7 protein-coding genes and 2 pseudogenes are annotated in these 26,248 nt (G+C 72.7%); 5 read left to right on the top strand and 4 right to left on the bottom strand.

What is annotated here, in order from left to right; all coding sequences use genetic code 11:
• Together QP939_RS38750 and QP939_RS38745 are read right to left on the bottom strand one after the other, a co-directional pair.
• Positions 1 to 5,388 carry a non-ribosomal peptide synthetase gene (locus QP939_RS38750; RefSeq protein WP_285451445.1) on the bottom strand — a complete coding sequence of 1,796 codons (5,388 nt, stop codon included), beginning with the start codon at positions 5,386 to 5,388 and terminating at the stop codon, positions 1 to 3.
• A 115-nt stretch (positions 5,389 to 5,503) separates the two neighbouring features.
• A pseudogene (locus QP939_RS38745) lies at positions 5,504 to 17,518 on the bottom strand (amino acid adenylation domain-containing protein); the annotation flags it as partial.
• Between the two features lie 727 nt (positions 17,519 to 18,245).
• Between QP939_RS38745 and QP939_RS38740 the strand changes: the two are divergent.
• From QP939_RS38740 to QP939_RS38725, 4 genes are all read left to right on the top strand, one after another.
• Complete coding sequence (locus QP939_RS38740) at positions 18,246 to 19,283, top strand: FecCD family ABC transporter permease (protein WP_285451444.1); 1,038 nt, start codon at positions 18,246 to 18,248, stop codon at positions 19,281 to 19,283.
• Between the two features lies 1 nt (position 19,284).
• Positions 19,285 to 20,328, top strand: a complete 1,044-nt coding sequence (locus tag QP939_RS38735; protein WP_285451442.1) for a FecCD family ABC transporter permease — start codon at positions 19,285 to 19,287, stop codon at positions 20,326 to 20,328.
• A 2-nt stretch (positions 20,329 to 20,330) separates the two neighbouring features.
• A complete protein-coding gene (locus QP939_RS38730) occupies positions 20,331 to 21,134 on the top strand; it encodes an ABC transporter ATP-binding protein (protein WP_285451441.1) in 804 nt (267 codons plus the stop codon).
• A 78-nt stretch (positions 21,135 to 21,212) separates the two neighbouring features.
• On the top strand, positions 21,213 to 21,698 hold the full coding sequence (locus QP939_RS38725; RefSeq protein WP_285451439.1) for a DinB family protein: 486 nt from the start codon (positions 21,213 to 21,215) through the stop codon (positions 21,696 to 21,698).
• On the opposite strand, the gene QP939_RS38720 is transcribed toward QP939_RS38725, so the two are convergent.
• Positions 21,685 to 22,983 carry a lysine N(6)-hydroxylase/L-ornithine N(5)-oxygenase family protein gene (locus QP939_RS38720; protein WP_285451438.1) on the bottom strand — a complete coding sequence of 433 codons (1,299 nt, stop codon included), beginning with the start codon at positions 22,981 to 22,983 and terminating at the stop codon, positions 21,685 to 21,687. The genes QP939_RS38725 and QP939_RS38720 overlap by 14 nt on opposite strands.
• A gap of 113 nt (positions 22,984 to 23,096) precedes the next feature.
• Between QP939_RS38720 and QP939_RS38715 the strand changes: the two are divergent.
• Positions 23,097 to 24,042 (top strand): annotated as a pseudogene (locus QP939_RS38715) (methionyl-tRNA formyltransferase).
• Positions 24,043 to 24,597: 555 nt separating this feature from the next.
• Here the strand turns inward: QP939_RS38715 and QP939_RS38710 are convergent.
• Complete coding sequence (locus QP939_RS38710) at positions 24,598 to 26,235, bottom strand: ABC-F family ATP-binding cassette domain-containing protein (RefSeq protein ID WP_285451437.1); 1,638 nt, start codon at positions 26,233 to 26,235, stop codon at positions 24,598 to 24,600.
• Between the last annotated feature and the right edge of the window lie 13 nt (positions 26,236 to 26,248).

Here is a 26,248-nt window from a genome sequence, read left to right as displayed (position 1 = left end):
TTACCTCGCGTCTCGGGTCAGCAGCGCGGCGAGGCCCGCCGCGGTGGGGGTGCGGAAGAACTCGGCGATCTCCAGCTCGGTGCCGAGCCGCTCGGTGATCCGGTTGCGCAGGACCACCAGCAGCATGGAGTGCCCGCCGAGGGCGAACAGGTCGTCGTCGGCGCCGACCGCCGGGACGTCCAGTACCTCCGCGAAGATCTCGCAGAGGGCTTTCTCCACCGGGGTTTCCGGGGCCCGGCCGCGGGCCTCGAACTCGGGTGCCGGGAGCGCCGCCTTGTCGAGCTTCCCGTTGGGCGTCACCGGGAACCCTTCGAGGGGCACGATCGCCGCGGGGACCATGTACTCCGGCAGCGACCGGGCCAGGAACTCCCGCAGCCGCGCGGGATCCGCGGTCGCCGGGGTCGTGTACGCGACCAGCCGCTCGTCCAGGACGGCCACCAGCGCCTGCGTGACGTCGTCGTGGCGGGTCAGCGCCGTCTCGATCTCGCCCGGCTCGATGCGGAAGCCGCGGACCTTCACCTGGTCGTCGGTGCGGCCGAGGTACTCCAGCTGCCCGTCCGGGCGCCAGCGCACCAGGTCGCCGGTGCGGTACATCCGCTCCCCCGGCTCGAACGGCGAGGCGACGAACCGTTCCGCGGTCAGCGCGGGACGATCGTGGTAGCCGCGGGCCAGGCCCGCGCCCGCCAGGTACAGCTCGCCGGGCACCCCGGCCGGGACCGGGCTCAGGCCCCCGTCGAGCACGTACGCGCGGGCGTTGTGCACCGGGCGGCCGACCACCGGCCGGTCCGCGTCGGCGAACCGGCCGACCAGCGCGTCCACTGTGGCCTCGGTCGGGCCGTACAAGTTGTACGCCGCCGTGCCAGGCATCGACCGCAACTGCTCCCACAGCGTCTGGGACACGGCCTCACCGCCGACGCCGACGACGCCCAGCGCGCATTCGCCGTCTTCGACAACCCCGGCCGAAGCCAGCTGCGCGAAGTGCGACGGCGTCAGCTCCAGGAAATCGAGCCGCCGTTCGCGCACGACCGCGGCCAGCCGGTCCGGGTCGCGGCGGGTCTCGTCGTCGACGACGTGCACCTCGTGCCCGTCGAGCAGCCACAGCTGCGGTTGCCACGACGCGTCGAAGAAGAACGCCCACGCATGCCCGACCCGCAGCCGCCGCCCGCCCGCCGCGGCGACCGCCGGGCGGTACAGCGTCTCGCGGTGGCTGTGGAACAGGTTGACCAGGCCGGAGTGCGGGATGACGACGCCCTTCGGCTTGCCCGTCGAGCCGGACGTGTAGAGCACGTACGCCGGATTCGCGGGCGACGGCGGGGTGAGCGCCGCGTCACTGTCCACAATGTCCTCGACGAACAACGCCCCAGGCAGCCGCGAAGCCAGCACACGGCTGGTGAGCACCAGGGACGCACCGGAGTCGGCGAGGATCGCGGCGATCCGGTCCCCCGGCTGGTCCGGGTCCACCGGCAGGTAGGCCGCACCCGTCTTGAACACGCCGAAGATCGCCTCGACGACCGCCGCCGACCGCGGCAGCACCAGCGCGACGACCTTTTCGGGGCCCGCGCCCTGCGAGGCGAGCCACCGCGCCAGGCGGTCGGTCCGCGCGGCGAACTCCGCGAAGGTGACACTCGACGTCGCGTCGCTCAGCGCGGTCGCGTCGGGCGTCGCCGCCACCTGGGCGGCCAGCCGGTCGACCACGGTCGGCGCCGACAGGGTCAACGGCGCACCGGCACCCCACTCGCCGACGATCCGGTGCCGCTCGGCCGGGTCCAGGACGTCGATCCGGCTCAGCGGCCGGTCCGGGTCCGCGACGACCGCCGTCATCAGCCGGACCAGACGCTCGGTGAGCGTCCGGGCGGTCGGCTCGCCGAACAGGTCGAGGCTGAACTCGAGGTCGCCGTCGATGCCTTCGGTCGTTTCGACCAGGTCGAAGGACAGGTCGAACTTCGCCTGCCGCAACCCGGTGTCCCGGTAGGCCGCGTCGAGCCCGAGCAGCCGCTCCGGCTCCGAGCCCGAGTGGTACACCGCGAGCATCACCTGGAACAGCGGGTGCCGGGCCAGCGACCGGGCCGGGTTGAGCAGCTCGACGAGGTGCTCGAAGGGCAGGTCCTGGTGCGCGTACGCGGCGAGGTCGGCCTCCCGGACGCGTGCCAGCAATTCCCGGAACGTCGGGTCGCCGCCGGTGTCCGTGCGCAGCACCAGCGTGTTGACGAAGAACCCGGCCAGGTCCTCCAGCGCGTGGTCCGTGCGCCCGGCCACCGGCGTCCCCAGGGGGATGTCGGTGCCCGCGCCGAGCCGGGTCAGCAGCGCCGCGAGGGTCGCCTGCAGGACCATGAACGTGCTGGTGTCGCTGCCGTGGGCCAGTTCCTTCAGTCCACGGTGGACGTCGGCGGGCACGGTGAACGGCACGGCCGCACCGCGGTTGGTCGAACGCGCCGGGCGCGGCCGGTCCGCCGGGAGCGCCAGCTCGTCGGGGATCCCGGCCAGGGTCTCCCGCCAGAACGCCGCCTGGCGGCCCAGGACGCTGTCCGGGTCGTCGGCGCGGCCGAACATCTCCCGCTGCCACAGCGTGTAGTCCGCGTACTGCACGAGCAACGGCGTCCACTGTGGACGTTCGCCGCGCAGGCGGGCCGCGTACGCGGTGTCGAGGTCCCGCTTCAGCGGTGGCAGCGACCAGCCGTCGCCCGCGATGTGGTGCACCAGCAGCACGAACACGTGCCGCTCCGGCCCGGCCGAGACGAGCGTGGCGCGGACCGGGATCTCGGCGTCCAGGGTGAAGCAGTAGGACGCCGCGGCCGTGACGCGCTCGTCGAGGTCGGCTGCCGGTTCGACCACCAGCTCCGGGCGCGCGCGGTCGTCGCCGGCGTCGAGCACGACCTGCCGGGGCGTGCCGTGCTCTTCGACCAGGATCGTCCGGAGGACCTCGTGCCGGGCGACGACGTCGCCGAGCGCGGCCCGCAGCGCGTCGACGTCGACCGGTCCGGTCAGCTCCCACGCCCACGGGATGTTGTAGGTCGCGGTCAGGCCGTCGAGGCGGTCGAGGAACCACAGCCGCTGCTGCGCGAACGACAGCGGCAGCACCTCGGGCCGCTCGGCCGGGACCAGCGCGGGACGGCTCCGGCGTTCAGGATCCAGCAACTCGGCCAGGCGGGCCGGGGTCGGCGCGTCGAACACCGCCCGGATCGGCACCTCGACGCCGAGCAGCGCGCGGATCCGGCTGACCAGCCGCGTCGCCAGCAGGGAGTGCCCGCCGAGGGTGAAGAACCCGTCGTCGGGGCCGACCGCCGGGACGCCGAGGACGTCGGCGAACAGCTCGCACAGCGCCTGCTCGGCCGGGGTCCGCGCGACCCGGGCGAACGTCCGCACCGCCGGGTCGGGCAGGGCGGCGCGGTCGAGCTTGCCGTTGGCGTTCACCGGCAGCTCGGGCAGCACCACGACGGCCGAGGGCACCAGGTACTCCGGCAGCCGCGCGGCCACGAGCGCCCGGAGCGCCACCGGGTCGCCCGACGGCGCCACGTAAGCGAGCAGCCGGTTTTCGCGGGCGATCACGGCCGCGCGCGCCACCGACGGGTCGGCCGTCAGGACGGCTTCGACCTCCCCGGGCTCGACGCGGAAGCCGCGGATCTTGAGCTGCTGGTCGGCGCGGCCGAGGAACTCCAGCGCGCCATCGGGCCGGCGGCGGACGACGTCGCCGGTGCGGTACATCCGCTCCCCCGGCTCGAACGGCGACGCGACGAACCGTTCCGCGGTCAGCGCCGGTCGGCCGAGGTAGCCGCGGGCGAGCCCGGCACCGGCCAGGTACAGCTCGCCGCGCACGCCCGGCGGCACCGGCCGCAGCGCTGCGTCGAGGACGTACGCGCGGGTGTTCGCGATCGGCCGTCCGATGGCGACCGGGCCGCAGACCTGGGCGAGGCTGTCGCCCGCGACTTCCGAGCAGCCGTAGAGGTTGACCAGTTCCGCCGACGGCCACCGGGCCGCGACCTTCTCGGCGAGGGCGTCCGACAGCGGTTCGCCACTGGTGATCCAGGTGGTCACCGAAGCGAACGCGTCGGCCGGGGCATCCTCGGCGAAGCTGGCGAGGAGGCTCGGCACCACGGTGAGCACCTGCGCTCCGGAATCCCGCACAAGTTCGGCGAGCTCGATCGGGTCGGTGGCCGTGGCGTCGTCGGCGAGAACCACCGGGTCGCCCGCGACGAGCCCGCCGAGCAGCTCGGTCGAGCCGTCGATGAACGTCAACGCGCTCTTCGCGACACGCACGCCCGACACGAGGTCACGACCCCAGTGCAGCCGGTTGGCCAGCGCGCGCTGGGTGCCCGCGACCGCCTTCGGCCGCCCGGTCGACCCGGACGTGAAGATGACGTACGCCGGGTGGTCCGGGCCGGTCTCCGGCCACGCGGCCGGTTCCTCGGCTGTCGAATCCGGGCGCACCAGGCGGTCACCGAAGCCGTCCTCGGCGACGACCAGGTGCGGTGCCGCGTCGGTGAGCATCAGCTTGAGGCGTTCGGCCGGGTGGTTGAGGTCCAGCGGCAGGTACGCGGCGCCGGTCTTGAGCACCGCCAGCAGCGCGACGACGAGGTCAGCCGACCGCGGCAACGCGACCGCCACGACCCGCTCGGGTCCCGCACCTCGCGCCAGCAGCGCGCGAGCCAGCGCTGTCGCGCGGGCGTCCAGCTCCGCATAGGTGAGCCGCTCGGTGCCGAACACCAACGCGGTCGCGTCCGGCGTCCGCGCCACCTGCGCCGCGAACAGCTCGGCGGGCGTCTCCGCCGGAAGAGGAGTCGCCGGGTCGGCGGCGAGCTGGTCGTGCTCGGCGTCGGTGAGCAGGTCGACGGCGCCGATCCGGGTGTCCGGGTCGGCGACGACCGCCCGCAGCAGCAGCCGGAGCCGCTCCAGGATCGCGTCGACGCTCGCGCGGTCGAAGACGTCGCTGTTGTACTCGGCCGTGCCGCGGATCCCGGCCTGGTTGCCGGGCCGCTCGCCGACGAAGAACACCAGGTCGGCCCGCGCGGTGCCGGTGCGGACCGGCTCCTCCGCGACGCTCAGGCCGGGCAGCGCGAGGTCGGCGACGGCGTTGTTCTGCCAGGCGAGCATCGTCTGGAACAGGGGGTGGTACGCCAGCGACCGGACCGGGTTGAGCGCCTCCACCAGCCGCTCGAACGGGACGTCCTGGTGGGCGTAGGCGTCGAGGCTGCGGTCCCGCACCCGGGCGACGAGGTCGCGGAACGTCGGGTCCCCGCCGGTGTCCACGCGCAGCACCAGCGTGTTTACGAAGAAGCCGACGAGGTCGTCGAGGGCCTGGTCGGTGCGCCCGGCGATGGACGTGCCGATCGGGATGTCCGTGCCCGCGCCGAGCCGGGTGAGCACCGCGGTGAGCCCGGCGTGCACGACCATGAAGACGCTGGCGCCGCAGGCGCGGGCCAGCTCGACGAGTCCGCTGTGGAGCTTCCGCGTCCCAGCCGAAGGCGAACTGCTCGCCGCGGTAGGACGCCTCCGCCGGGTGCGGCCGGTCGGTCGGCAGCTCGATCCGCTCCGGCAACCCGGCGAGGGCTTCGCGCCAGTAGGCCAGCTGCGGCTCGATCACCGGCTCGCCGAGGACGTCCCGCTGCCACAGCGTGTAGTCCGCGTACTGCACCGGCAGCGGCGTCCACTCGGGAGCCTCGCCGGACCGGCGGGCGGTGTAGGCCGTGGCGAGGTCCCGCCACAGCGGCGCGGTCGACCAGCCGTCCGAGGCGATGTGGTGGAACACGAGCACCAGCACGTGCTCACGGGCCCCCAAGCGCAGGAGTTCCGTGCGCAGCGGGATCTCCGACTCCAGGTGGAACACGGCGCGGGCCGCCTCGGAGACGGCGTCGGCCAGGGTCGCGTCGGTGACCGCGTGCACGGGCAGCGGGATCGTGACGTCGTCGAGGACCAGCTGCCTGGCTTCGCCGTCGACCTCGGGGAAGACCGTGCGCAGGGCCTCGTGGCGGTCGACCACATCGGACAGTGCGGTGCGTAGGGCGTCGACGTCGAGGTCGCCGGTCAGGCGGACCGCCGTCGGCATGTTGTAGGTCGCCGATGGGCCTTCGAGCCGGTGCAGGAACCACAGCCGCTGCTGGGCGAACGACAGCGGCAGCACGTCCGGCCGCGGCTCGGCGCGCACCAGCGCGGGCCGTGCGCCTTCGGAGTCCGCTGTGGACAACAGAGCGGCGAGCCCGGCCACGGTCGGCGTCTCGAACACCGACCGGACCTGGAGCTCGACGCCGAACACCGCGCGCAGCCGCGCCACCAGGCGGGTCGCCATCAAGGAATGGCCGCCCAGGGCGAAGAAGTCGTCGTCGACGCCGATCGAGGGCGCGTCGAGGACTTCGGCGAAGAGTCCGCACAGGACCTCTTCGACCGGGGTCCGCGGTGCCCGGCCGGCGGTGACGGCCTGCTTGTCCGGGCTCGGCAGCGCGCGGCGGTCGAGCTTGCCCGAGGCGAGCAGCGGCAGCCGGTCGAGCACCACGAACGCCGAGGGCACCATGTACTGCGGCAGCCGGTCCCGGACGTGCGCCCGCAAGGCCGTGACCAGGGCACTCGTGTCACGCTGTCCGGCCGGGTGGTTGCCCAGCGCGGCCAGTGCGGCACGCACCGGGCGGGTGCGGTGGATCCGCGTCGGCTCACCCGTGGTGAAGACGACTTCCAGCGAACCCTCGTCGGCGGTCAGCGTCGCGTACACCCGGTAACCCCGGCGGGCGCCCAGTTCCTGCAGCGTCTCGGGATCCACGCCATCCCGGCCCGCCAAAGAGGACAGTGCGGCCTCGGCGTCCCCGTCGGCGAGAGCGCGGACGGCGGCCAGTTCCCCGGACAGCCGGGCGTTCGGCACGCCGGTGACGCGCAGCCGTGCCGGACGCTCGTCGAGCCGCCGCTCCAGGTCGGCCAAGGATTCGAACGCGACGACGTCCTCGGCGGCCGGAGCCGGTTTCGGCGCCTTCCGCAGGACGACGTCGTAGCGGTGACGGGTCAGCTCGTTGTGCGCCTTCCCGCGCTTCACCCAGAGGTCGACGTCGTCGAAGCCGTCCAGCTCGCGGGCCAGTGCCGCGAAGAAGTCCGGGTCGAGCACCAGCTCGCCCTCGCGGGCGATGGCCTGGTCGACCGCGGCCGGATCGCGGCGGCCGTGCCGCAGCTCGGTCGCCGTCCGGAACGCCCGCAGCGAGCGGAGGTTCCGGATGTCGCCCAGGAAGATCACGCCACCCGGCCGGACGTGGGCCGCGGCCGTGCGGACGACCTCGGCGAGGTAGTCGACGCTCGGGAAGTACTGCGCGACCGAGTTGATGATCACGGTGTCGAAGTCGGGCAGCTCACCCAGGTCGTGCGCGGGCCGCGCGGCCAGGTGGACCTTGTCCGCGTACGGCGTCGCCGCGAGTTCGCGACGGAGGTTCGCGATGGCGCGCTCGGACAGGTCGACACCCCAGTACGCCTCGGCGTCCGGGGCGATGCGCGACAGGATCAGGCCACTGCCGACGCCGATTTCCAGCACCCGCTTGGGCTGCAAGGCCTGGATCCGCTCGATCGTCGCCGCGTGCCACTCGCGCATCTCGTCGAGCGGGATTTCGGCGCCGTCGTAGCTGGAGTTCCAGCCCGTGAAGTTCTCTTCCAGACCACCGGAAGCGGCGTCGGTGAAGACGTTCTCGTGCAGCTCCCGCCATTCGCCGACGTGGTCCAGCTCGGCTTCTTCGTCGCGGGCCGCGGCCGGGACGGCGTAGGCGATGAGCCGCCCGTCCTGGGCGAGCACGACGGACTGCCCGACGGCCGGGTGCTCGGCGAGCACGGCTTCGATCTCACCGGGCTCGATGCGGTAGCCGCGGATCTTGACCTGGTCGTCGGCCCGGCCGAGGAACACCAGGCGTCCATCCGGCAGCCATTTGACGAGGTCACCGGTGCGGTAGAGCCGTCCACCCGAACCGAACGGGTCGGCCACGAACCGCTCCGCCGTCAGCCCCGGGCGGCCGAGATACCCGCGCGCCAGCCCGGATCCGGCGAGGTACAGCTCCCCCACCACGCCCGGCGGGACCGGCCGCAGCCCGGCGTCGAGGACGTACGCCCGCGTGCCGGGGTCGGGGATGCCGATCGGGACGACCGTCGCGTCCGCCAGCTCGACCGGGTCGCTCTCGCCGAGCGTCGAGTTGGTGGTCGCCTCGGTCGGGCCGTAGGCGTTGAACATCCGCCGCCCCGGCGCCCACCGCTTGATCAGCTCCGGCGACACGCGTTCGGTCCCGGCCAGCAGCACGCTGTCGCGCGGCAGGTCGCAGTCCTCCGGCATGGCGTCGAGCAACGCGGGCGGCAGGATCATGAAGTCGACGTCGTGGGCGAACGCGTACTCGCTCAGCGCGGGCCCGGCGACGCGGCGCTCGGCCGGGACGACGACCAGGCGGCCGCCGGAGAGCAGGCCGAGGCACAGGTCCCAGAACGCGACGTCGAAGCTCGGCGACGCGAACTGCAGGACCCGGCTGTGCGGGCCGACGCCGAACCGTTCGACCTGTGTGGCGACCAGCTTCGCGACGCCGGAATGCTGCAGGACGACACCCTTCGGCCGTCCGGACGAGCCGGACGTGTAGATGACGTACGCCGCGTTCTCCGGCTTCACCACCACCGACGGGTCCTCAGTGGACATTCCGGCGAGCGCAGGATCGTCGAGGAGCACCCGCGGCACGTCGGCGGGCAGCTTCGCGTCGGTCTCGCGCGTGGTCACCACACAGACCGGGCCCGCGTCCTCCACCATGTAGGCGATGCGGTCGCCCGGGTAGTCGACGTCGACCGGCAGGTAGGCGGCCCCGGCCTTGAGCACGGCCAGCTCCGCGATGATCATGTCGAGCGACCGCGGCACGGCCAGCGCGACCACCCGCTCGGGCCCGGCACCCCGCTCGCGCAGCAGGTGCGCGAGCCGGTTGGCGCGGGCGTTCACCTCGGCGTACGTCAGCTCGACGTTCTCGAACACGAGGGCCACCGCGTCGGGCCGTTCGGCCACTTGACGGGCGAACAGGCCGGGGAACGTCTCCGTGCCGGCCGGTTCGAGCGAACCGGCCCACCGCTCCAGGACCCGCTCGCGCTCGTCCCCCACGAGCAGGTCGAGCGCGCCGACCGGCCGGTCCGGCTCGGCCAGTGCCGCGCGCAGCAGCACCTCCAGGCGGCGCAGGATCGCGTCGGCGCCCGGATGGTCGAAGACGTCGGTGTTGAACTCCAGCACGCCCGCGATCCCGGCTTCGCGCTCGGTCAGCGAGATCGACAGGTCGAACTTCGACGTCCCGGTGGTCACCGGGATCTCGGTGACGGTCAGGCCGGGCAGGGTCACCTCGGCGCGGGCGTTGTTCTGCCCGGCGATCATCACCTGGAACAGCGGGTGGTACGACAGCGACCGCGCCGGGTTGAGCAGCTCGACGAGCCGCTCGAAGGGCACGTCCTGGTGGGCGTACGCGTCGAGGTTGCGCTCGCGGACCCGGGCGACCAGGTCCCGGAACGACGGCTCGCCCGCCGTGTCGACGCGCAGGACGAGCGTGTTCACGAAGAACCCGACGAGGTCGTCCAGCGCCTGGTCGGTGCGGCCGGCGATGGGCGAGCCGATCGGCACGTCGGTGCCCGCGCCCAGCCTCGTGAGCAGGGCGGCCAGTGCCGCGTGCACGACCATGAACACGCTCGCGCCGCACTCGCGGGCCAGCGCGGCCAGCCCGGCGTGGAGGTCGGCGTCCCAGGTGAAGGTGTGCAGCTCGCCGCGGAAGGTCGCGGTCGCCGGGTGTGGCCGGTCCAGCGGCAGCTCGATGCGGTCCGGCAGGCCGTCGAGGGTGTCCCGCCAGTAGTCGAGCTGCGCGTTGAGCACGCTGTCCGGGTCGTCCTCGCTGCCGAGCAGATCCCGTTGCCACAGCGTGTAATCCGCGTACTGCACCGGCAGCGGAGTCCAGTGCGGACGCTCACCCGAGCGGCGGGCGGCGTAGGCCGTGGCGATGTCGCGCCAGAGCGGGGCCATCGACCAGCCGTCGGAGGCGATGTGGTGGAAGACCAAGGCCAGGACGTGTTCGCGCTCCCCGAGGCGCAGCAGCTCTACGCGCATCGGGGCGTGGTTTTCCAGGTCGAACGGACCACGGACGAGGTCGGTAAGCGCACCGTCGAGGTCGCTGACCTCCCGGACGGGCAGCTCGACTTCACCGGCCGGGAGGACGTCCTGGTACGGGACGCCGTCGCGCTGCGGGAACCGCGTGCGCAGGGCTTCGTGCCGGGCGACCACATCGGACAGTGCGGCACGCAGGGCCGCGACGTCGACCTCGCCTTCGAGGCGCATGATCAGCGGCACGTTGTACGTCGCCGACGGGCCTTCGAGGTGGTGCAGGAACCACAGCCGCTGCTGCGCGCCGGACAGCGGCACCAGCTCGGGCCGAGCCATCCGGACCAGCGGCGGGCGCGCGGCCCCGCTGCCGGTGGCGAGCAGCTCGGCGAGCCCGGCGGCGGTCGGCGTCTCGAACACCGACCGGACCTCCACCTCGGCGTCCAGCACCGTGCGGATCCGCGCGATCAGGCGGGTGGCCAGCAGCGAATGCCCGCCGAGGGCGAAGAAGCTGTCGTCCGGACCGACCCGCGGCAGGCCGAGGACGTCGGCGAACAGCTCGCACAGCTGCCGTTCGACGGGCGTGCGCGGCTCCCGGCCGGACGTCGGCACGACCGGGTCCGGGGACGGCAGGGCACGGCGGTCGAGCTTGCCGTTGGCGGTCACCGGCAGAGCGTCGAGCACGACGATCGCCGAGGGCACCATGTGCTCCGGCAGCCGGCCGGCGGCCAGGGCCCGCAGGTCCGCGGTCAGCGTGCTGATCCGGCGGAACCGGCCGGGGTTGCCCGTGTAGGACAGGAGCGGCCCGCTGCCGGGCCGGAACGCCCCGGCGGGGTCGCCGGTGGTGAACACGACGTCGACCGAGCCGTCGCCTTCGGCGGACCAGGTCACGACCGTGCGGTAGCCGTGCGCCTCGCCGAATTCGTACCAGTCTTCGGGATCGACGCCGTCCGGTGCGGTGCGGGCGTTCGGAACCCGCTCGATCCGGCTCGGCCCGGTGACCTCGTCCACAGTGGAGAGATCGGCTCCCCACACGAGCTTGGGGACCTCGGGTGCCGCAGCCGAACCCGCCCGCAGCACCACGTCGTAGCGGAACTGGGTCAGCTCGTTGACCGCCCGGCCGCGCTTGACCCGGATGTCCGCGGTGACGCCGTCGAGTCCCGCGAAGAACTCGGGCGCGACCAGAAGCTCCTTCTCCCGCAGGAGGTTCTGGTCGACGTCGCCCCCGCGGGCGTCGGCCACCGCAGTGTGGAACGCCCGCACCTGACGCAGGTCGCGGACATCACCGACGAACAGCGCCCCGCCCGGCGCGAGCAGGTCGAGTGCCTTCCGCAGGACGTCCAGAAGGTAGGTCCCGCTCGGGAAGTACTGGACGACGGAGTTGAGCACGATGGTGTCGAAGAACCCGGACGGCAGCCCGGAGACGTCCGCGGCATCGCCGGTACGCAGTTCCACCCGATCGGCGAGCCCGGGGTCGGCCGCGACCCGGCGCCCCAGCGCCGCGATGACCTCGGCGGAGAAGTCCGTGCCCCAGTAGGTCTCACAATGCGGCGCCAGTTCCCTGAGCAGCAGGCCGGTGCCGACACCGATCTCGAGCACGCGTTTCGGCTTCAGCGACCGGATCCGCATGACGATCGCGTCCCGCCACTCCCGCATCTCGTCGCGGGGAATGGGTTCTCCGGTGTAGCTGGAGTTCCAGCCCTCGAATTCGTCTTCGGCGCCGGAGTACATCGCGTCGTACAGCTCGCGCCACTCGCCGACCTGCTCGGTCTCGTCCGGGGGTGACAGTTCGGCGGGCACGACGTACCCGACCAGGCGGACGTCCCCCGGCCGGTCCTCGCGGGCCACGACCACGGCGTGGGCGACGTCGTCGTGCGCGGCGAGGGTCGCGGCGATCTCGCCAGGTTCGACGCGGAAGCCGCGGATCTTGATCTGCTCGTCGCCGCGGCCGAGGAACTCGAGCACCCCGTCCGGGCGGAAGCGGGCGAGGTCGCCGGTGCGGTACATCCGGGACCCGGGCGGGCCGTACGGGTCGGCGACGAACCGTACGGCGCTGAGCCCGGGGCGGCCGAGGTAGCCGCGCGCCAGCTGGACCCCGGCCAGGTACAGCTCGCCGGGGGTGCCGGGCGGGACGGGCCGCAGCTCGGCGTCGAGCACGTAAGTCCGGGTGTTCCACACCGGACGTCCGATCGGGACCGAACTCTCTTCCGGCGAGGTGGGCCAGGACGTGACGTCGACCGAGGCTTCCGTGGGGCCGTACAGGTTGTGCAGTTCGGCGTCCAGCACCTGGCCGAACTGAGTCACCGCGTCGGCCGGGAGGGCCTCGCCGCTGCAGAGCACCCGGCGCAGGCTCGTGCACTCCCCCGCCGTCGGCTCCTGCAGGAACACCTGCAGCATCGACGGGACGAAGTGGACGGTCGTGATCCCGCGGTCGCGGATCAGCCGGGCGAGGTAGGCGGGGTCCTTGTGGCCGTCCGGCCGGGCCAGCACCTCGGTGGCCCCGGTGATGAGCGGCCAGAGGAACTCCCACACGGAGACGTCGAAGCTGGACGGCGTCTTCTGCAGCACGCGGTCGTCGCCGGTCAGGCCGTACTCGTCCTGCATCCAGAGCAGCCGGTTGACGATGCCCGCGTGCGGCACGACGACGCCCTTGGGACGCCCCGTCGACCCGGACGTGTAGATGACGTACGCCGGGTTTTCCGGCCGCAGCATGACATCCGGCAGCGGCTCGGCCGGGACTCCGGCGAGCGTGGCGGGGTCGTCGAGCAGCAGCGCGCCCGCCACCGCGGTTTCCGCCGTCGCCAGCACCAAGGCCGGTCGCGCGTCGTCGAGCATGAACGCGATGCGGTCGGCCGGGTAGCCCGGGTCGAGCGGCAGGTAGGCCGCGCCGGTCTTGAGCACCGCGAGGATGGCCGTCACCAGGTGCGTCGAGCGCGGCAAGGCCAGAGCCACCACGCGCTCGGGCCCGGCACCCCGCTCGGCCAGCACGCGGGCGAGGCGGTTCGAGACGGCGTCCAGCTCGGCGTAGGTCAGCTCTTCGTCCTCGAAGACCAGGGCGACCTGGTCCGGCGTCCGCGCGACCTGGGCGGCGAACAGCTCGGGCACGGTGACGGCGGGGACGTCTTCGAGCGCGCCCGACCAGACCGCCTCGAGCCCGGCCCGTTCCGCCGGGGTGAGCACGTCGAGGGAACCGAGCCGACGGTCCGGCGCCGAAACCACTTGGCGCAGCAGGACTTCCAGGCGGTCGAGGAGGCCGGTCACGGTGGCCCGGTCGAACACCTCGGCGTTGAACTCGGCCTGGCCGTCGATGCCGTCGGCGCGCTCGGTGAAGGAGAACCAGAGGTCGAACTTGGCCGTACCGGTGCCGACGGGCCGCTCGGTGGCGGTCAGCCCGGGCAGCTCGACGCCGCTGCCCGGCGTGTTCTGCCAGGCCAGCATCGTCTGGAACAGCGGGTGGTGCGCCAGCGAGCGCACCGGGTTGAGCACCTCCACGAGCCGCTCGAACGGCACGTCCTGGTGGGCGTAGGCGTCGAGGCTGCGCTCGCGCACCCGGGCGACCAGCTCCCGGAAGGACGGGTCGCCGCCGGTGTCCACGCGCAGCACCAGGGTGTTGACGAAGAACCCGACGAGGTCGTCGAGCGCGGGGTCGGTCCGGCCGGCGATCGGCGTGCCGATCGGGATGTCGGTCCCGGCGCCCAGGCGTGACAGCAACGCCGTCAGGCCCGCGTGCACGACCATGAACGGGCTCGCGCCGCACGCGCGCGCGAGGTCGACGAGCCCGGCCTGCAGGCCCGCGTCCCAGCCGAAGGTGAAGAACCCGCCGCGGTAGGCCGACACCGCCGGGTGCGGCCGGTCGAGCGGGAGGGTGATCCGCTCGGGCAGCCCGTCGAGCGCGTCCCGCCAGTAGTCGAGCTGGGACTGCTCTTCGGCGGCCAGGCGGTCCCGCTGCCAGAGCGTGTAGTCGGCGTACTGCACGGGCAGCGGCGTCCACTCGGGAGCGTCACCGCGCAGCCGGGCGCGGTAGGCCGTGGCGACGTCGCGCCACAGCGGGGACAGCGACCAGCCGTCGGCGGCGATGTGGTGCACGACGACGACCAGCACGTGCCGCCGCGGGTCGACGGTCAGCAGCGCGGCCCGCACCGGCACCCCGGCGCCGAGGTCGAAGACGCCCCGGACCAGTCCGTCCACCGCCTCGTCCACTTCGGACTCCGCGACCACGTGGACCGCCAGCTCCACCGTGCCCTCGGGCAGCACCCGCTGGTAGGGCACGCCGTCGGCGGTCGGAAACACCGTCCGCAGCGCCTCGTGCCTGCCGACGACGTCGTTCAGCGCGGCCCGCAACGCCTCGACGTCCAGTTCGCCGGACAGCCGCATGACGAGCGGGACGTTGTAGGTCGCCGACCCGCCCTCCAGGCCGTGCAGGAACCACAGCCGCTGCTGCGCGAACGACAGGGGCAGCCGCTCGGGCCGTTCGGCGACGCGGGTGAGCGGGCGGCGCTCGGTCCCGTCGACGGACCCGGCCACCAGGTCGGCGAGCGCGGCCGGGGTCGGCGCGTCGAACACCGCGCGCACCGGCACCTCGGCGCCGACGGCCGCGCGGATCCGCTGGATCAGCCGGGTCGCCAGCAGCGAATGCCCGCCGAGGGCGAAGAAGTCGTCGTCCGGCCCGGCCTGCGGCAGCCCGAGCACGTCGGCGAACATCTCGCACAGCAGCTGCTCGACCGGGTTGCGGGGCGCGCGGCCCGGCCCGCCGGTGAACCGCTCCGGGCTCGGCAGGGCCTTGCGGTCGAGCTTGCCCGAGGCGAGCACCGGCAGCTTGTCCAGGAGGACGAACGCCGACGGCACCATGTACTGCGGCAGCCGGTCACCCACGTGCGCCCGCAGGGACGCGACCAGCGCGCCGGTTTCCCGCCGGGCCGCCGGGGCGTTGGCGTACGACGCCGGGCTGCCCGCCGGGCGCACCGGGCGGTAGGCGGCCCCACCCGAGCGCCCCAACGTGGCGTTGGGTGCGCTGGACGCACCCAACGCCACATTGGGGCGCATGAAGACGGCCTCCAGCTCGCCGGGCTCGGCGGCCCAGGTCACGGCGACCCGGTAGCCCGCGCGGTCGCCGAGCCGGTGCAGGGCCTCCGGGTCGACGCCGTCACGCTGCTCGAGCGCGGCCTGCGCACCCTCGACGTCGCCCTCGTCGAGGGCGCGAACCGCCGCCAGCTCGCCCGCGAGCCGCGCGTCTGGGATGCCGGTGACCCGAAGCCGCTCCGGCGTCTCGGCGGCCAGGAACCGTTCCACCGCACCGAGATCGTCGAACGCGACCACCTGTTCTGCCGCCGCGGCCGGTTTCGGCGCCCTCCGCAGCACGACGTCGTAGCGGTGCCGGGTCAGCTCGTTGTGCGCCTGACCGCGCTTCACCCACAGGTCGACGTCGTCGAAGCCGTCCAGCTCGCGGGCGAGTGCCGGGAAGAAGTCCGGGTCGAGGAGCAGCTCGCCCTCACGTGCGATCGCCTGGTCCACCGCGGCGACGTCGGCCCGGCCGTGCCGCAGCTCCACCGCGGTGCGGAACGCCCGCAGCGAACGCAGGTTGCGGACGTCGCCGAGGAAGATCGTGCCGCCCGGTGCGAGGTGCCCGGCGACGGTACGGACGACCTCGGCGAGGTAGTCGGCGCTGGGGAAGTACTGCGCGACGGAATTGATGATCACAGTGTCGAAGTCCGGCAGCTCGCCCAGGTCGTGCGCGGGCCGGGCGGCCAGGTGGACCTTGTCCGCGAACGGCGTCCCGACGACCTCGCGGCGGACGTTCTCGATCGCGCTCTCGGAAAGGTCGACACCCCAGTACGCTTCGGCGTCCGGGGCGATCCGCGACAGGATCAGCCCGCTGCCGACACCGATCTCGAGCACGCGCTTCGGCCGCAGCGACCGGATCCGCTCGACCGTCGCCGCGTGCCACTCCCGCATCTCGGGCAGCGGGATGTCGGCGCCGTCGTAGCTGGACGTCCAGCCCGCGAAGTTCTCCTCGATGCCGGTCGTCCCCGCGAGCATCTCCTCGTGGACCGCGTGCCACTCCTCGACGTGCCCCTGCTCGGCCGCCTCGTCGCGGTCGGGCACCGGCACGGCGTAGGCGACGAGCTGCCCGTCCCGCGCCACGACGACCGACTGGCCGACGCGGGGGTGCTCGGCCAGCACCGACTCGATCTCGCCCAGTTCGATGCGGTAGCCGCGGATCTTCACCTGGTCGTCGGCCCGGCCCAGGAACACCAGCCGCCCGTCCGGCAGCCACTTCACCAGGTCACCGGTGCGGTAGAGCCGTCCGCCGGAACCGAACGGGTCCGCCACGAACCGCTCCGCCGTCAGCCCCGGCCGCCCGAGATATCCCCGTGCCAGGCTGGATCCGGCGAGGTACAGCTCCCCCACGACGCCGACCGGGACCGGCGCGAGGTGCGCGTCGAGGACGTAGGCGCGGGTGCCGGGATCGGGGACGCCGATCGGCACGGCCGAGCCCGGCGCGATGTCCGGGTCGCACAGCCCGAGCGTCGAGTTCGTCGTGGCCTCGGTCGGGCCGTAGGCGTTGAACATCCGCCGCCCCGGCGCCCACCGCCGGACCAGTTCCGGCGACACGCGCTCGGTCCCGGCCAGCAGCACACTGTCGCGCGGCAGGTCGCAGTCCTCGGGGAACTCCGCCAGCAACGCGGGCGGCAGGATCATGAAATCGACGCCGTGGGCGTGGGCGTACTCGGCCAGCTCGGGGCCGGGCACGCGCCGCTCGGCGGGGACGATCACCAGCCGTCCGCCCGAAAGCAGGCCGAGGCACAGGTCCCAGAACGCGACGTCGAAGCTCGGCGACGCGAACTGCAGCACGCGGCTGTGCGGGCCGACGCCGAACCGCTGCGACTGGGTCGCGACGAGCTTCGCGACGCCCGCGTGGGAGACGACGACGCCCTTGGGCCGCCCGGTCGAACCGGACGTGTAGATCACGTAAGCCGCGTTGGCCGGGACGATCGCCGCGGCCGGGTCGGTGTCCGGGACGCCGTCCAGGCTCAGCTCGTCGAGGAGCAGCACGTCACCGTCGAAGCGGTCGGCGAGGTCGCTCGTGGTCACCACGCACACCGGGCGCGCGTCGGCCACCATGAAGGCGATCCGCTCGGCCGGGTAGTCCTGGTCCAGCGGCAGGTACGCGGCCCCGGCCTTGAGCACGGCCAGCTCGGCCACGACCATCTCGACCGAGCGCGGAACGGCGAGGGCGACGACGCGCTCCGGCCCCGCGCCCCGGCCGATGAGGACGTGGGCCAGCTGGTTCGCGCGGGCGTCCAGCTCGGCGTAAGTCAGTTCCTCGTCCTCGAAGACGAGAGCGACGGCGTCCGGTGCCTCCCGGACCCGATCGGCGAACAGCTCCGGCAGGGTCGCCAGCGGCGTCGCGAGGTCCGTGTCGTTCCAGTCCTCGAGGAGCTTCCGCAGCTCCGTCTCGCTCATCAGGTCGAGCCGATGCACCGGCCACTGTGGACGGTGCCGCGCGTCGGCCAGCAGGTGCTCGAGGTGGTCCAGCATGCGGTCCACAGTGGACGCGTCGAGGACGTCGGCGCGGTACCGCGCCACCAGCTCGTCGCCGTCGACGCTCAGGTTCAGGTCGAGCGGGAGGTCGGTCTCGGCGCCGAAACCGACGTTGACGAGCACCGATCCCCCGCGTCCGGGCTCCGGATCCACCTCGGCGACCAGCTCGCCGAACGGAACCTGGTGCGCCAGCGCCTCGTCACGGGCTTCGCGCACGCGCGCGACGACGTCCGCGAACCCGGGCGTGCCTCCGAGATCCACCCGGAGCGGCACCAGCGAGCCGATGCCGAGGACGACGTCGGCCGTTCCCGCGTACCGGGACAGCAGGACGGTGAACGCCGCCAGCAGCGTCACCTCGTCGGCCGCGGGGCGCGGCCGGGCGCGCCGGGCCACGACGGGCTCCGCGGCATGCGGCCGGTCGACCGGCAGCGGCAGCTCCTTCGGCGCCGAGGCAAGGCGATCACGCCAGAAACCGAGGTCCGCGACCTGCTGCACAGCGTCACCGTTGCTCACCGGTAGACCAGCCTCCCGCTGCTCACGGCGCCCGGAACCGGGCGCGGACTTAGGCGAACCTAACAAACGGATGGTGAGAATGCACTCCTGTACCATCGGTTAGCCTTACCTAAAATCAGTACCAGTCGGAGGTGCGGTGCGAACAGACCCCGGAGGGATCGCTCTCACGCGACGCCCGCCACATTCGGGCCGCGCACTCGGCCTCCTGGCCGCCCTCGCCGTCCTGGTTTTCCTGTGCCTGCTCAGCGTCTGGCTCGGCTCGAAGGAGATCTCGTTCGGCGCGGTCTGGCAGGTGCTCTGGCACGACGACGGCTCCGCGGACGCGGTCATCATCCACAGCGTCCGGATGCCGAGAACCCTCCTCGCCGTGCTGGTCGGCGCCGGGCTCGGGCTGGCGGGCACGGTGATGCAGGCGCTGACCCGCAACCCGCTGGCCGACCCGGGCCTGCTCGGCGTCAGCGCCGGGGCCGCGTTCGCGATCGTCTTCTCCATCACCGTGCTCGGCGTCAGCTCGCTCTACGGCTACATCTGGTTCGCCTTCGCGGGTGCGCTCGCCGCGACCGCCGTCGTCTACTTCCTCGGCACGCGGGGCCGGGCCGGGTCGAGCCCGGTCAAGCTCGCGCTCGCCGGGGCGGCGGTGACGGCGTTGCTCGCCTCGTTCACCAGCGCGATGGTGCTGGCGGACCCGGTGGCGCTCAACCGCTACCGCTTCTGGTCCGCCGGTTCCCTTTCCGGCGTCGACGGGACGGCGTTGCTGCAGGTCCTGCCGTTCTTCGCGGTCGGCGTCGTACTGGCGATCGCGAGCGGCCCGGCACTGAACAGCCTCGCCCTCGGTGACGACGTCGCCATCGCGCTCGGCCGCAAGCTGGGCCCGCTGCGGTTGCGCGGCGCACTGGCGATCACCCTGCTGACCGGCGCGGCCGTCGCGGTCGCCGGCCCGATCGTGTTCCTGGGCTTGATCGTCCCGCACGCGGTGCGGTTCGTGATCGGCCCGGACCACCGGTGGCTCCTGCCCTACACGGCTGTCCTCGCACCCTGCCTGTTACTCGCCGCGGACATCCTCGGCCGGATCATGGCCCGGCCGGGCGAGATCCGCGCGGGGGTGATCGTGGCGTTCCTCGGCGCGCCCTTCTTCATCTACCTCGTCCGCCGCCGCAAGCTCGTGGAGTCCTGACATGAGCCTGCTGCAGATGCGGCGCGACCGCGTCACCTTCCGCGCCGGTTCGGTGTCCGGCCGGGTCCGGCCCCGGCTGCTGCTCGTCTCGATCGTCCTCGCGGTGCTCGCGTTCGTGCTCTTCTGCGTGGGCATGACGATCGGCGACGTCCCGATGAGCGTGTCCGAGGTCCTCTCGGGGCTCTTCGGCGGCAGCGACAGCTACATCGTGCAGGAACTGCGGTTGCCGCGAGCCCTCACCGGGTTGCTGGCCGGGCTCGCGTTCGGCGCGTCCGGCGCGGTGTTCCAGACGATCACGCGCAATCCCTTGGCCAGCCCGGACATGATCGGCATCAACGCGGGCGCGGCCACGTTCGTCGTCGCCGGGATCGCGTTCGGCTTCGGCGACGGGCTCGGCACCACCACGCTCGGCCTCCTCGGCGGCCTGCTCACCGCGGTGCTGGTGTACGCGCTGGCGTGGCGGCGCGGCACCACGGGCTACCGGATCCTGCTGGTGGGCATCGGGATCTTCGCGATGTGCACCAGCCTCACCGACTACCTGCTGAGCAAGGCGCAGATCACCGAGGCGCAGGCGTCGCTCGGCTGGCTGGTCGGCAACCTCGCCAACCGCGGCTGGGAACACGTCGTGCCGCTGTTCTTCGCGCTCGTCGTGCTGCTGCCGGTGGTGCTGGGCCTGGCCCGGTGGATGAGCACGCTGCTGCTCGGCGACGACGTCGCCGCCGGGCTCGGCACGCCGGTGCAGCCGGTCCGGCTCGGCCTGCTGCTCGCCGGCGCCGGGCTCGTCGCCTTCGCGACGGCGTCCGCGGGCCCGATCTCGTTCGTCGCCCTGACCGCACCGCAGATCGCGCAACGGCTCGCGCGGCTGTCTTCGCCGCCGATCACGGCGTCCGCGCTCACCGGCGCGGTCGTGGTGCTGGGCAGTGACCTCATCGCGCGCTCGCTGACCGCGTCGCCGCTGCCGGTCGGCATCGTGACCGGCGTGCTCGGCGCCCCGCTGTTGCTCTGGCTGCTGGCCAGGGCCAACCGATCCGGCTCCGGAGGCTGAAGATGACACCGTCCCTGCGCGTGCGCGACCTGCGCGTCGCCTACGACGACCGGATCGTCATCGACGGCCTCGACCTCGACGTCCCGGCGGGGCAGATCACCGCGATCGTCGGGCCGAACGCCTGCGGGAAGTCGACGCTGCTGCGCACCCTCGCCCGGCTGCTGACGCCGAAGTCGGGCGGGGTCTACCTGGACGGCCAGTCGATCCACGACCTGCCGACGCGCCAGGTTGCCCAGCGGCTCGGGATCCTGCCGCAGTCGCCGGTGGCCCCGGAAGGCATGACGGTGGCGGACCTCGTCGGCCGCGGCCGCGCCCCGCACCAGAGCTGGTGGCGCCAATGGTCCACTTCGGACGAAGGCGCCGTCGCGTCCGCGTTGGCCGCCACCGAGATGACCGACCTCGCGGACCGCCCGGTGGACGAGCTGTCCGGCGGCCAGCGGCAACGCGCGTGGATCGCGATGGCCGTCGCGCAGGGCACGCCGGTGCTGCTGCTCGACGAGCCGACGACGTACCTCGACCTGGCGCACCAGATCGACGTGCTCGACCTGGTCGTCGACCTCAACCGCGCCGAGGGCCGGACGGTCGTGATGGTGCTGCACGACCTGCCGCAGGCGTGCCGCTACGCCGACCACGTGATCGCGATGAAATCGGGCCGGATCGTCGCTTCGGGCAAGCCGGTCGAGGTGATCACCGAGGACCTGGTGGACGAGGTCTTCGACGTCCGCTGCCAGATCACCCCGGACCCGGTGAGCGGGACACCGCTGGTGATCCCGATCAGCAGGCACCACCCGGCACCGGTCGAGTAGCGCTATCCTGGGCGTGGCCCGCCTCGTGCCGTCCCGAGGTCCGTCCGGCCACCACCCCAAACCCAGGAGAGCAGACCTGTGTTCGTGCTGCCCGAAATCACCACCGGCCCCGAGCGTCACCTGCTGGAGGCCACGATGGACCGCAACCGGCGCGCGGTGATCGACACCGTGCGCGGCCTGTCGGAGACCGACGCCCGCGCGCGGCTGGTGACGTCGCTGACCACGCCGATCGGGCTGGTCAAGCACGCCGCGATGGCCGAGCGCCGGTGGTTCCAGCTCTTCCTGCTCGGCTTGCCCGAGGCCGAGTGCGACGGCCCCACGACCCCGGGCGACCCGAGTTTCGTCGTCGCCGACGGCGAAACCGTCGCCGACGTGATCGCCGACTTCGAGCGGGCCAGCGCGCGCTCCCGCGAGATCGCCGCGGGGTTCGACCTCGACGACACCTGGACCCACGACGTCCTCGGCGAGGTCAACCTCCGGTTCGTCTACCTGCTCCTGGCCGAGGACTTCGCCCGCCACGCCGGCCACGGCGACATCCTGCGGGAGCAGCTCACCGGGCGCTGACCGCGTACTCCCCCGCCGGTTCCGCGACCACCCGGCGCTCCACAATGGACTGGAGGATCTCCCCCACCCGGACGGCGGTGTTCGACAGCAGCGACGACGTGATGCCGTGCGTGTGCTCGGTCCCGCCCTGGAGATAGATCCCGCCGCGCAGGGGCGAGTCCGTCGCGAGGCGGTAGTCGCGCTCGACGCGGAGGCGGCCGGACTCGTCGCGCAGGAAGCGCGCGCCGAGGTCGCCGAGCAGCGGCGTCGGGTCCGCGGGCCGGTAGCCCGTCGCGTAGACGACGGCGTCGGCGTCCAGCACCGTGCGCTCGCCGGTGGTGAGCGACTCGACCGTCACCGTTCCCGAGGACGTGACCTCGACCGGGCGCGAGACGTTGAACAGCCGCAACCGTTCGACGCCGAGCACCTTCTCGCGGTAGACGCGCCGGTAGAGCTCGTCGATCAGGTCGATGTCGACGGCCGAGTAGTTCGTCGCGCCGTGGTAGCGCATCAGGCGGTCCTTGACCGGCTCGCCCGCGCGGTAGAACTGGTCGACGGCGTCGGGGTCGAAGATCCGGTTCGCGAACGAGCTGTCGTCGGCCGGGCTGTAGCCGTAGCGCGCGAAGACAGCACACACCTCGGCGCGCGGGAACTCGTCGTGCAGCAACGCGGCGACCTCCGCGGCGCTCTGCCCGGCGCCGACCACGACGAACCGCTTCGGGTCGGCGTCGCGCAAGGCGTCGACACGGAACAGCAGCTCACTGTTGTGCCAGATCCGCTCGCCCGCGGTGACGCCCTCGGGCAGCTGCGGCCGCAGACCGGTGCCGACCACGAGGTTCCGAGCACGCAGGGACGAGCCGTCGGAGGCCTCGACGTCGAAGTAGGCCACTTCGGAGCCGTCGTGCACCGGCTTCACGGAGACGACTTCGGTGCCGTACGAGACGACGTCGTCGACCTTCGCGGCCGCCCACTCGAAGTAGTCGTGGAACTCGACCCGCAGCGGGAAGAGGTTCTTGTGGTTGATGAAATCGACCAGCCGCCCGGCCGCGTGCAGGTAGTTGAGGAAGCTGAACTCGCTGGTCGGGTTCCGCATGGTGACCAGGTCCTTGAGGAACGACACCTGCATGGTCGCGGTGTCGATCAGCATCCCGCGGTGCCACCCGAAGCGGGGCTGCCGCTCGAGGAAGTGCGCGGTCACCGGCTCGCCAGGGCCGGCGTTGTGCTCGGCGAGGGCGATCGCGAGTGCCAGGTTCGACGGTCCGAAGCCCACACCGACGATGTCGTAGATCGGGACCTCTGCAGTCATGTTGCTCCCTCGCGCGCTCCGGTACCGTTCAGGGAACCCTAACCTAACTTAGGCGAGCCTCGCCTAGTACGTTCGTGGTGATGTTCGTCCCCGATCATGAAAGGCACCTTCGAATGCGCGTGGCGATGTTCGGCTACCAGACCTGGGGGCACCGGACCCTGCGGGCGCTCATCGACGCCGGTCACGAGGTCGCCCTCGTGGTCACGCACCCGAAGAGCGACCACGCGTACGAGCGGATCTGGGCCGACTCGGTCGCCGACCTCGCCGCGGAGAACGGCATCCGGGTGCTGCTGCGCACCCGCCCGGACGACGCGGAACTGCTCGCCGAGCTGAAGGCGGCGGACCTCGACCTGATCGTGGCGAACAACTGGCGAACGTGGCTGCCGCCGGAGATCTTCGAGCTGCCGCGCCACGGGACGCTGAACATCCACGACTCGCTGCTGCCGGCGTACGCGGGCTTCTCGCCGCTGATCTGGGCGATGATCAACGGCGAGCCCGAGGTCGGCGTGACCGCCCACATGATGGACGGCGAGCTTCGACGCGGGTGACATCGTGCTGCAGCGGGCGATCCCGGTCGGACCCACCGACACGACGACGGACCTGTTCCACCGCACGGTGGACCTGATCGCGCCGATCACGGCGGAAGCCATCTCCCTGATCGAGACCGGCTACACGCCGGTGCCGCAGGACCGGTCGAAGGCGAGCTTCTTCCACAAGCGCGCGGCGCGGGACAGCCTGATCGACTGGACGTCGTCGCCGTCGGACATCGAGCGGTTCGTGCGCGCGCTGTCGGACCCGTACCCGAACGCGTTCACCTACCACCGGGGTGAGCAGCTGCGGATCCTTCGGGCGTCCGTGTCCCAAGGCCACTACGGCGGAACGCCGGGCCGCGTCTTCATCCGCGAAGGCGACGGCGTGGTGATCGTGGCCGGACCGGACGCGCGGCGCGGCCAGTCGCCGGGGCTGGTGGTCGAGCGCGTCCGCACGGCCGACGGCACGGACCTGGCCGCGACCGAGTACTTCAAGACGATGGGCGGTTATCTCACCGATCGGCCTTGATCGGTGCGCGGGACATCCCTTGGCCGCCGGGCGGCCCGGCGCCGGGATGTCCCGCCGCCCGACTCGCGCCCGCGAAGCCACCCCACGCGGGCCCCGCCGCCCACTCGCGACGTGCGGCCGCCGCGGAGCCCCTCCAGCCGCTCGCGGAAGAGAGCACCACCCAATACAGAGAGCACTGCTCACTTACTTACTCCGCGGGCACCGTTCCGAATCGAGAGCACCGCTCACAACCGTGAGCAGCATGGCCCACCCGGAGCACCGCTAGCTGACCTTGCCCCCGTCGACCTCGAGCCGCCGCGTCACGTGCACCGCGTCGACCTGGGCGGCTCGGCGGCGGGATGTCCCGTCGCCCACCTCGCGACCGTGAAGCCACCCCGCGCGAGATCCCCGCCGCCCACTCGCGACGTGCAGCCACCACGCGGAGCCCCGCCAACCGCTCGCGTTAGAAAGCACCACCCAACACAGAGAGCACTGCTCACTTAGCCGCCCCGTGGGCGCCGTTCCGAATCGAGAGCACCGCTCACAACCGTGAGCAGCATGGCCCCACGCGGAGGCTCACCGCTCGCTGACCTTCCCCCCGTCGACCTCGAGCCGCCGCGTCACGTGCACCGCGTCCAGCATCCGGCGGTCGTGCGTCACCAGCAGCAGCGTCCCAGGGTACTTGTCCAACGCCGACTCGAGCTGCTCGATCGCGGGCAGATCGAGATGGTTCGTGGGCTCGTCCAGCACCAGCAGGTTCACCCCCCGAGCCTGCAGCAAGGCAAGCGCGGCCCGGGTCCGTTCCCCCGGCGAGAGCGTCGCAGCGGAACGAAGCACATGCGCGGCCTTCAGCCCGAACTTGGCCAGCAGAGTCCGAACCTCGGCGTCGGCAAGCTCCGGCACCTCCCGCGCGAAGGCCTCCGCGAGCGGAACATCCCCGAGGAACAACCGCCGAGCCTGGTCGACCTCACCCACGACGACTCCCGGCCCGAGCGCCGCGGCACCGGAGTCCAACGGGACCCGGCCGAGCAGGGCGGCGAGCAGCGTCGACTTGCCGGAACCATTGGCACCGGTGATGGCGACCTTGTCCGCCCAGTCGATCTGCAGGTCGACCGGCCCGAGCGTGAACCCGCCCCGCCGGACGACCGCGCCGCGCAGGGTCGCGACCACCGCGCCCGCTCGCGGGGCCGCGGCGATCTCCATCCGCAGCTCCCACTCCTTGCGCGGCTCCTCGACCACCTCCAGCCGCTCGATCATCCGGTCCGTCTGGCGCGCCTTCGACGCCTGCTTCTCCGTGGCTTCCGTGCGGAACTTCCGCGCAGCCTTGTCGTTGTCGGGCTGCTTCCGGCGCGCGTTCTTGACGCCCTTCTCCATCCACGCCCGCTGCATCCGCCCCCGAGCCTCCAACGAGGCCTTCGTGTCGGCGTACTCCTCGTACTCCTCGCGCGCGTGCCGCCGCGCGACCTCGCGCTCCTCGAGGTACGCCTCGTACCCACCGCCGTAGACGTTCACCTGCTGCTGCGCCAGGTCCAGCTCGACGACCCGGTCGACCGTGCGCGCCAGGAACTCGCGGTCGTGGCTGACCAGGACCGTCGCCGCCCGGAGGCCGGAGACGAACCGCTCCAGGCGGGCCAGCCCGTCCAGGTCGAGGTCGTTCGTCGGCTCATCCAGCAAAAAGACGTCGTAGCGGCTCAGCAACAGCGACGCGAGCCCGGCGCGCGCCGCCTGGCCGCCCGACAACGACGTCATCGGCTGGTCGAGATCGACCGCGAGCCCCAGGTCGGCGGCCACTTCCGCGGCGCGGTCGTCGAGGTCGGCGCCGCCGAGGGCGAGCCACCGGTCGAGCGCGGCGGCGTACCGGTCGTCCGCGCCGGGTGAGCCCGCCGTGAGCGCCTCGGTCGCCGCGTCGAGGTCCGACTGGGCCGCCGACACGCCGGTGCGCCGTGCCAGGAACGCCCGCACCGACTCGCCTTCGCGCCGCTCGGGCTCCTGCGGCAGGTGGCCGACCGTCGCCGTCGGCGGGTTCAGGCGGATCTCGCCGTCGTCCGGTTTCGCGAGGCCCGCCAGGGTGCGCAGGAGCGTCGACTTGCCCGCGCCGTTGACGCCGACCAGGCCGACGACGTCGCCGGGCGCGACGACCAGATCCAGTCCGGAGAAGAGGGTGCGGTCACCGTGGCCGGCGGCCAGGTCCTTCGCGACGAGAGTTGCGCTCATGAGGTAGCCGAGT

This window comes from Amycolatopsis nalaikhensis (assembly GCF_030264295.1).
GTDB lineage: Bacteria > Actinomycetota > Actinomycetes > Mycobacteriales > Pseudonocardiaceae > Amycolatopsis > Amycolatopsis nalaikhensis.
This window is presented reverse-complemented; position numbering and strand designations above follow the sequence as displayed.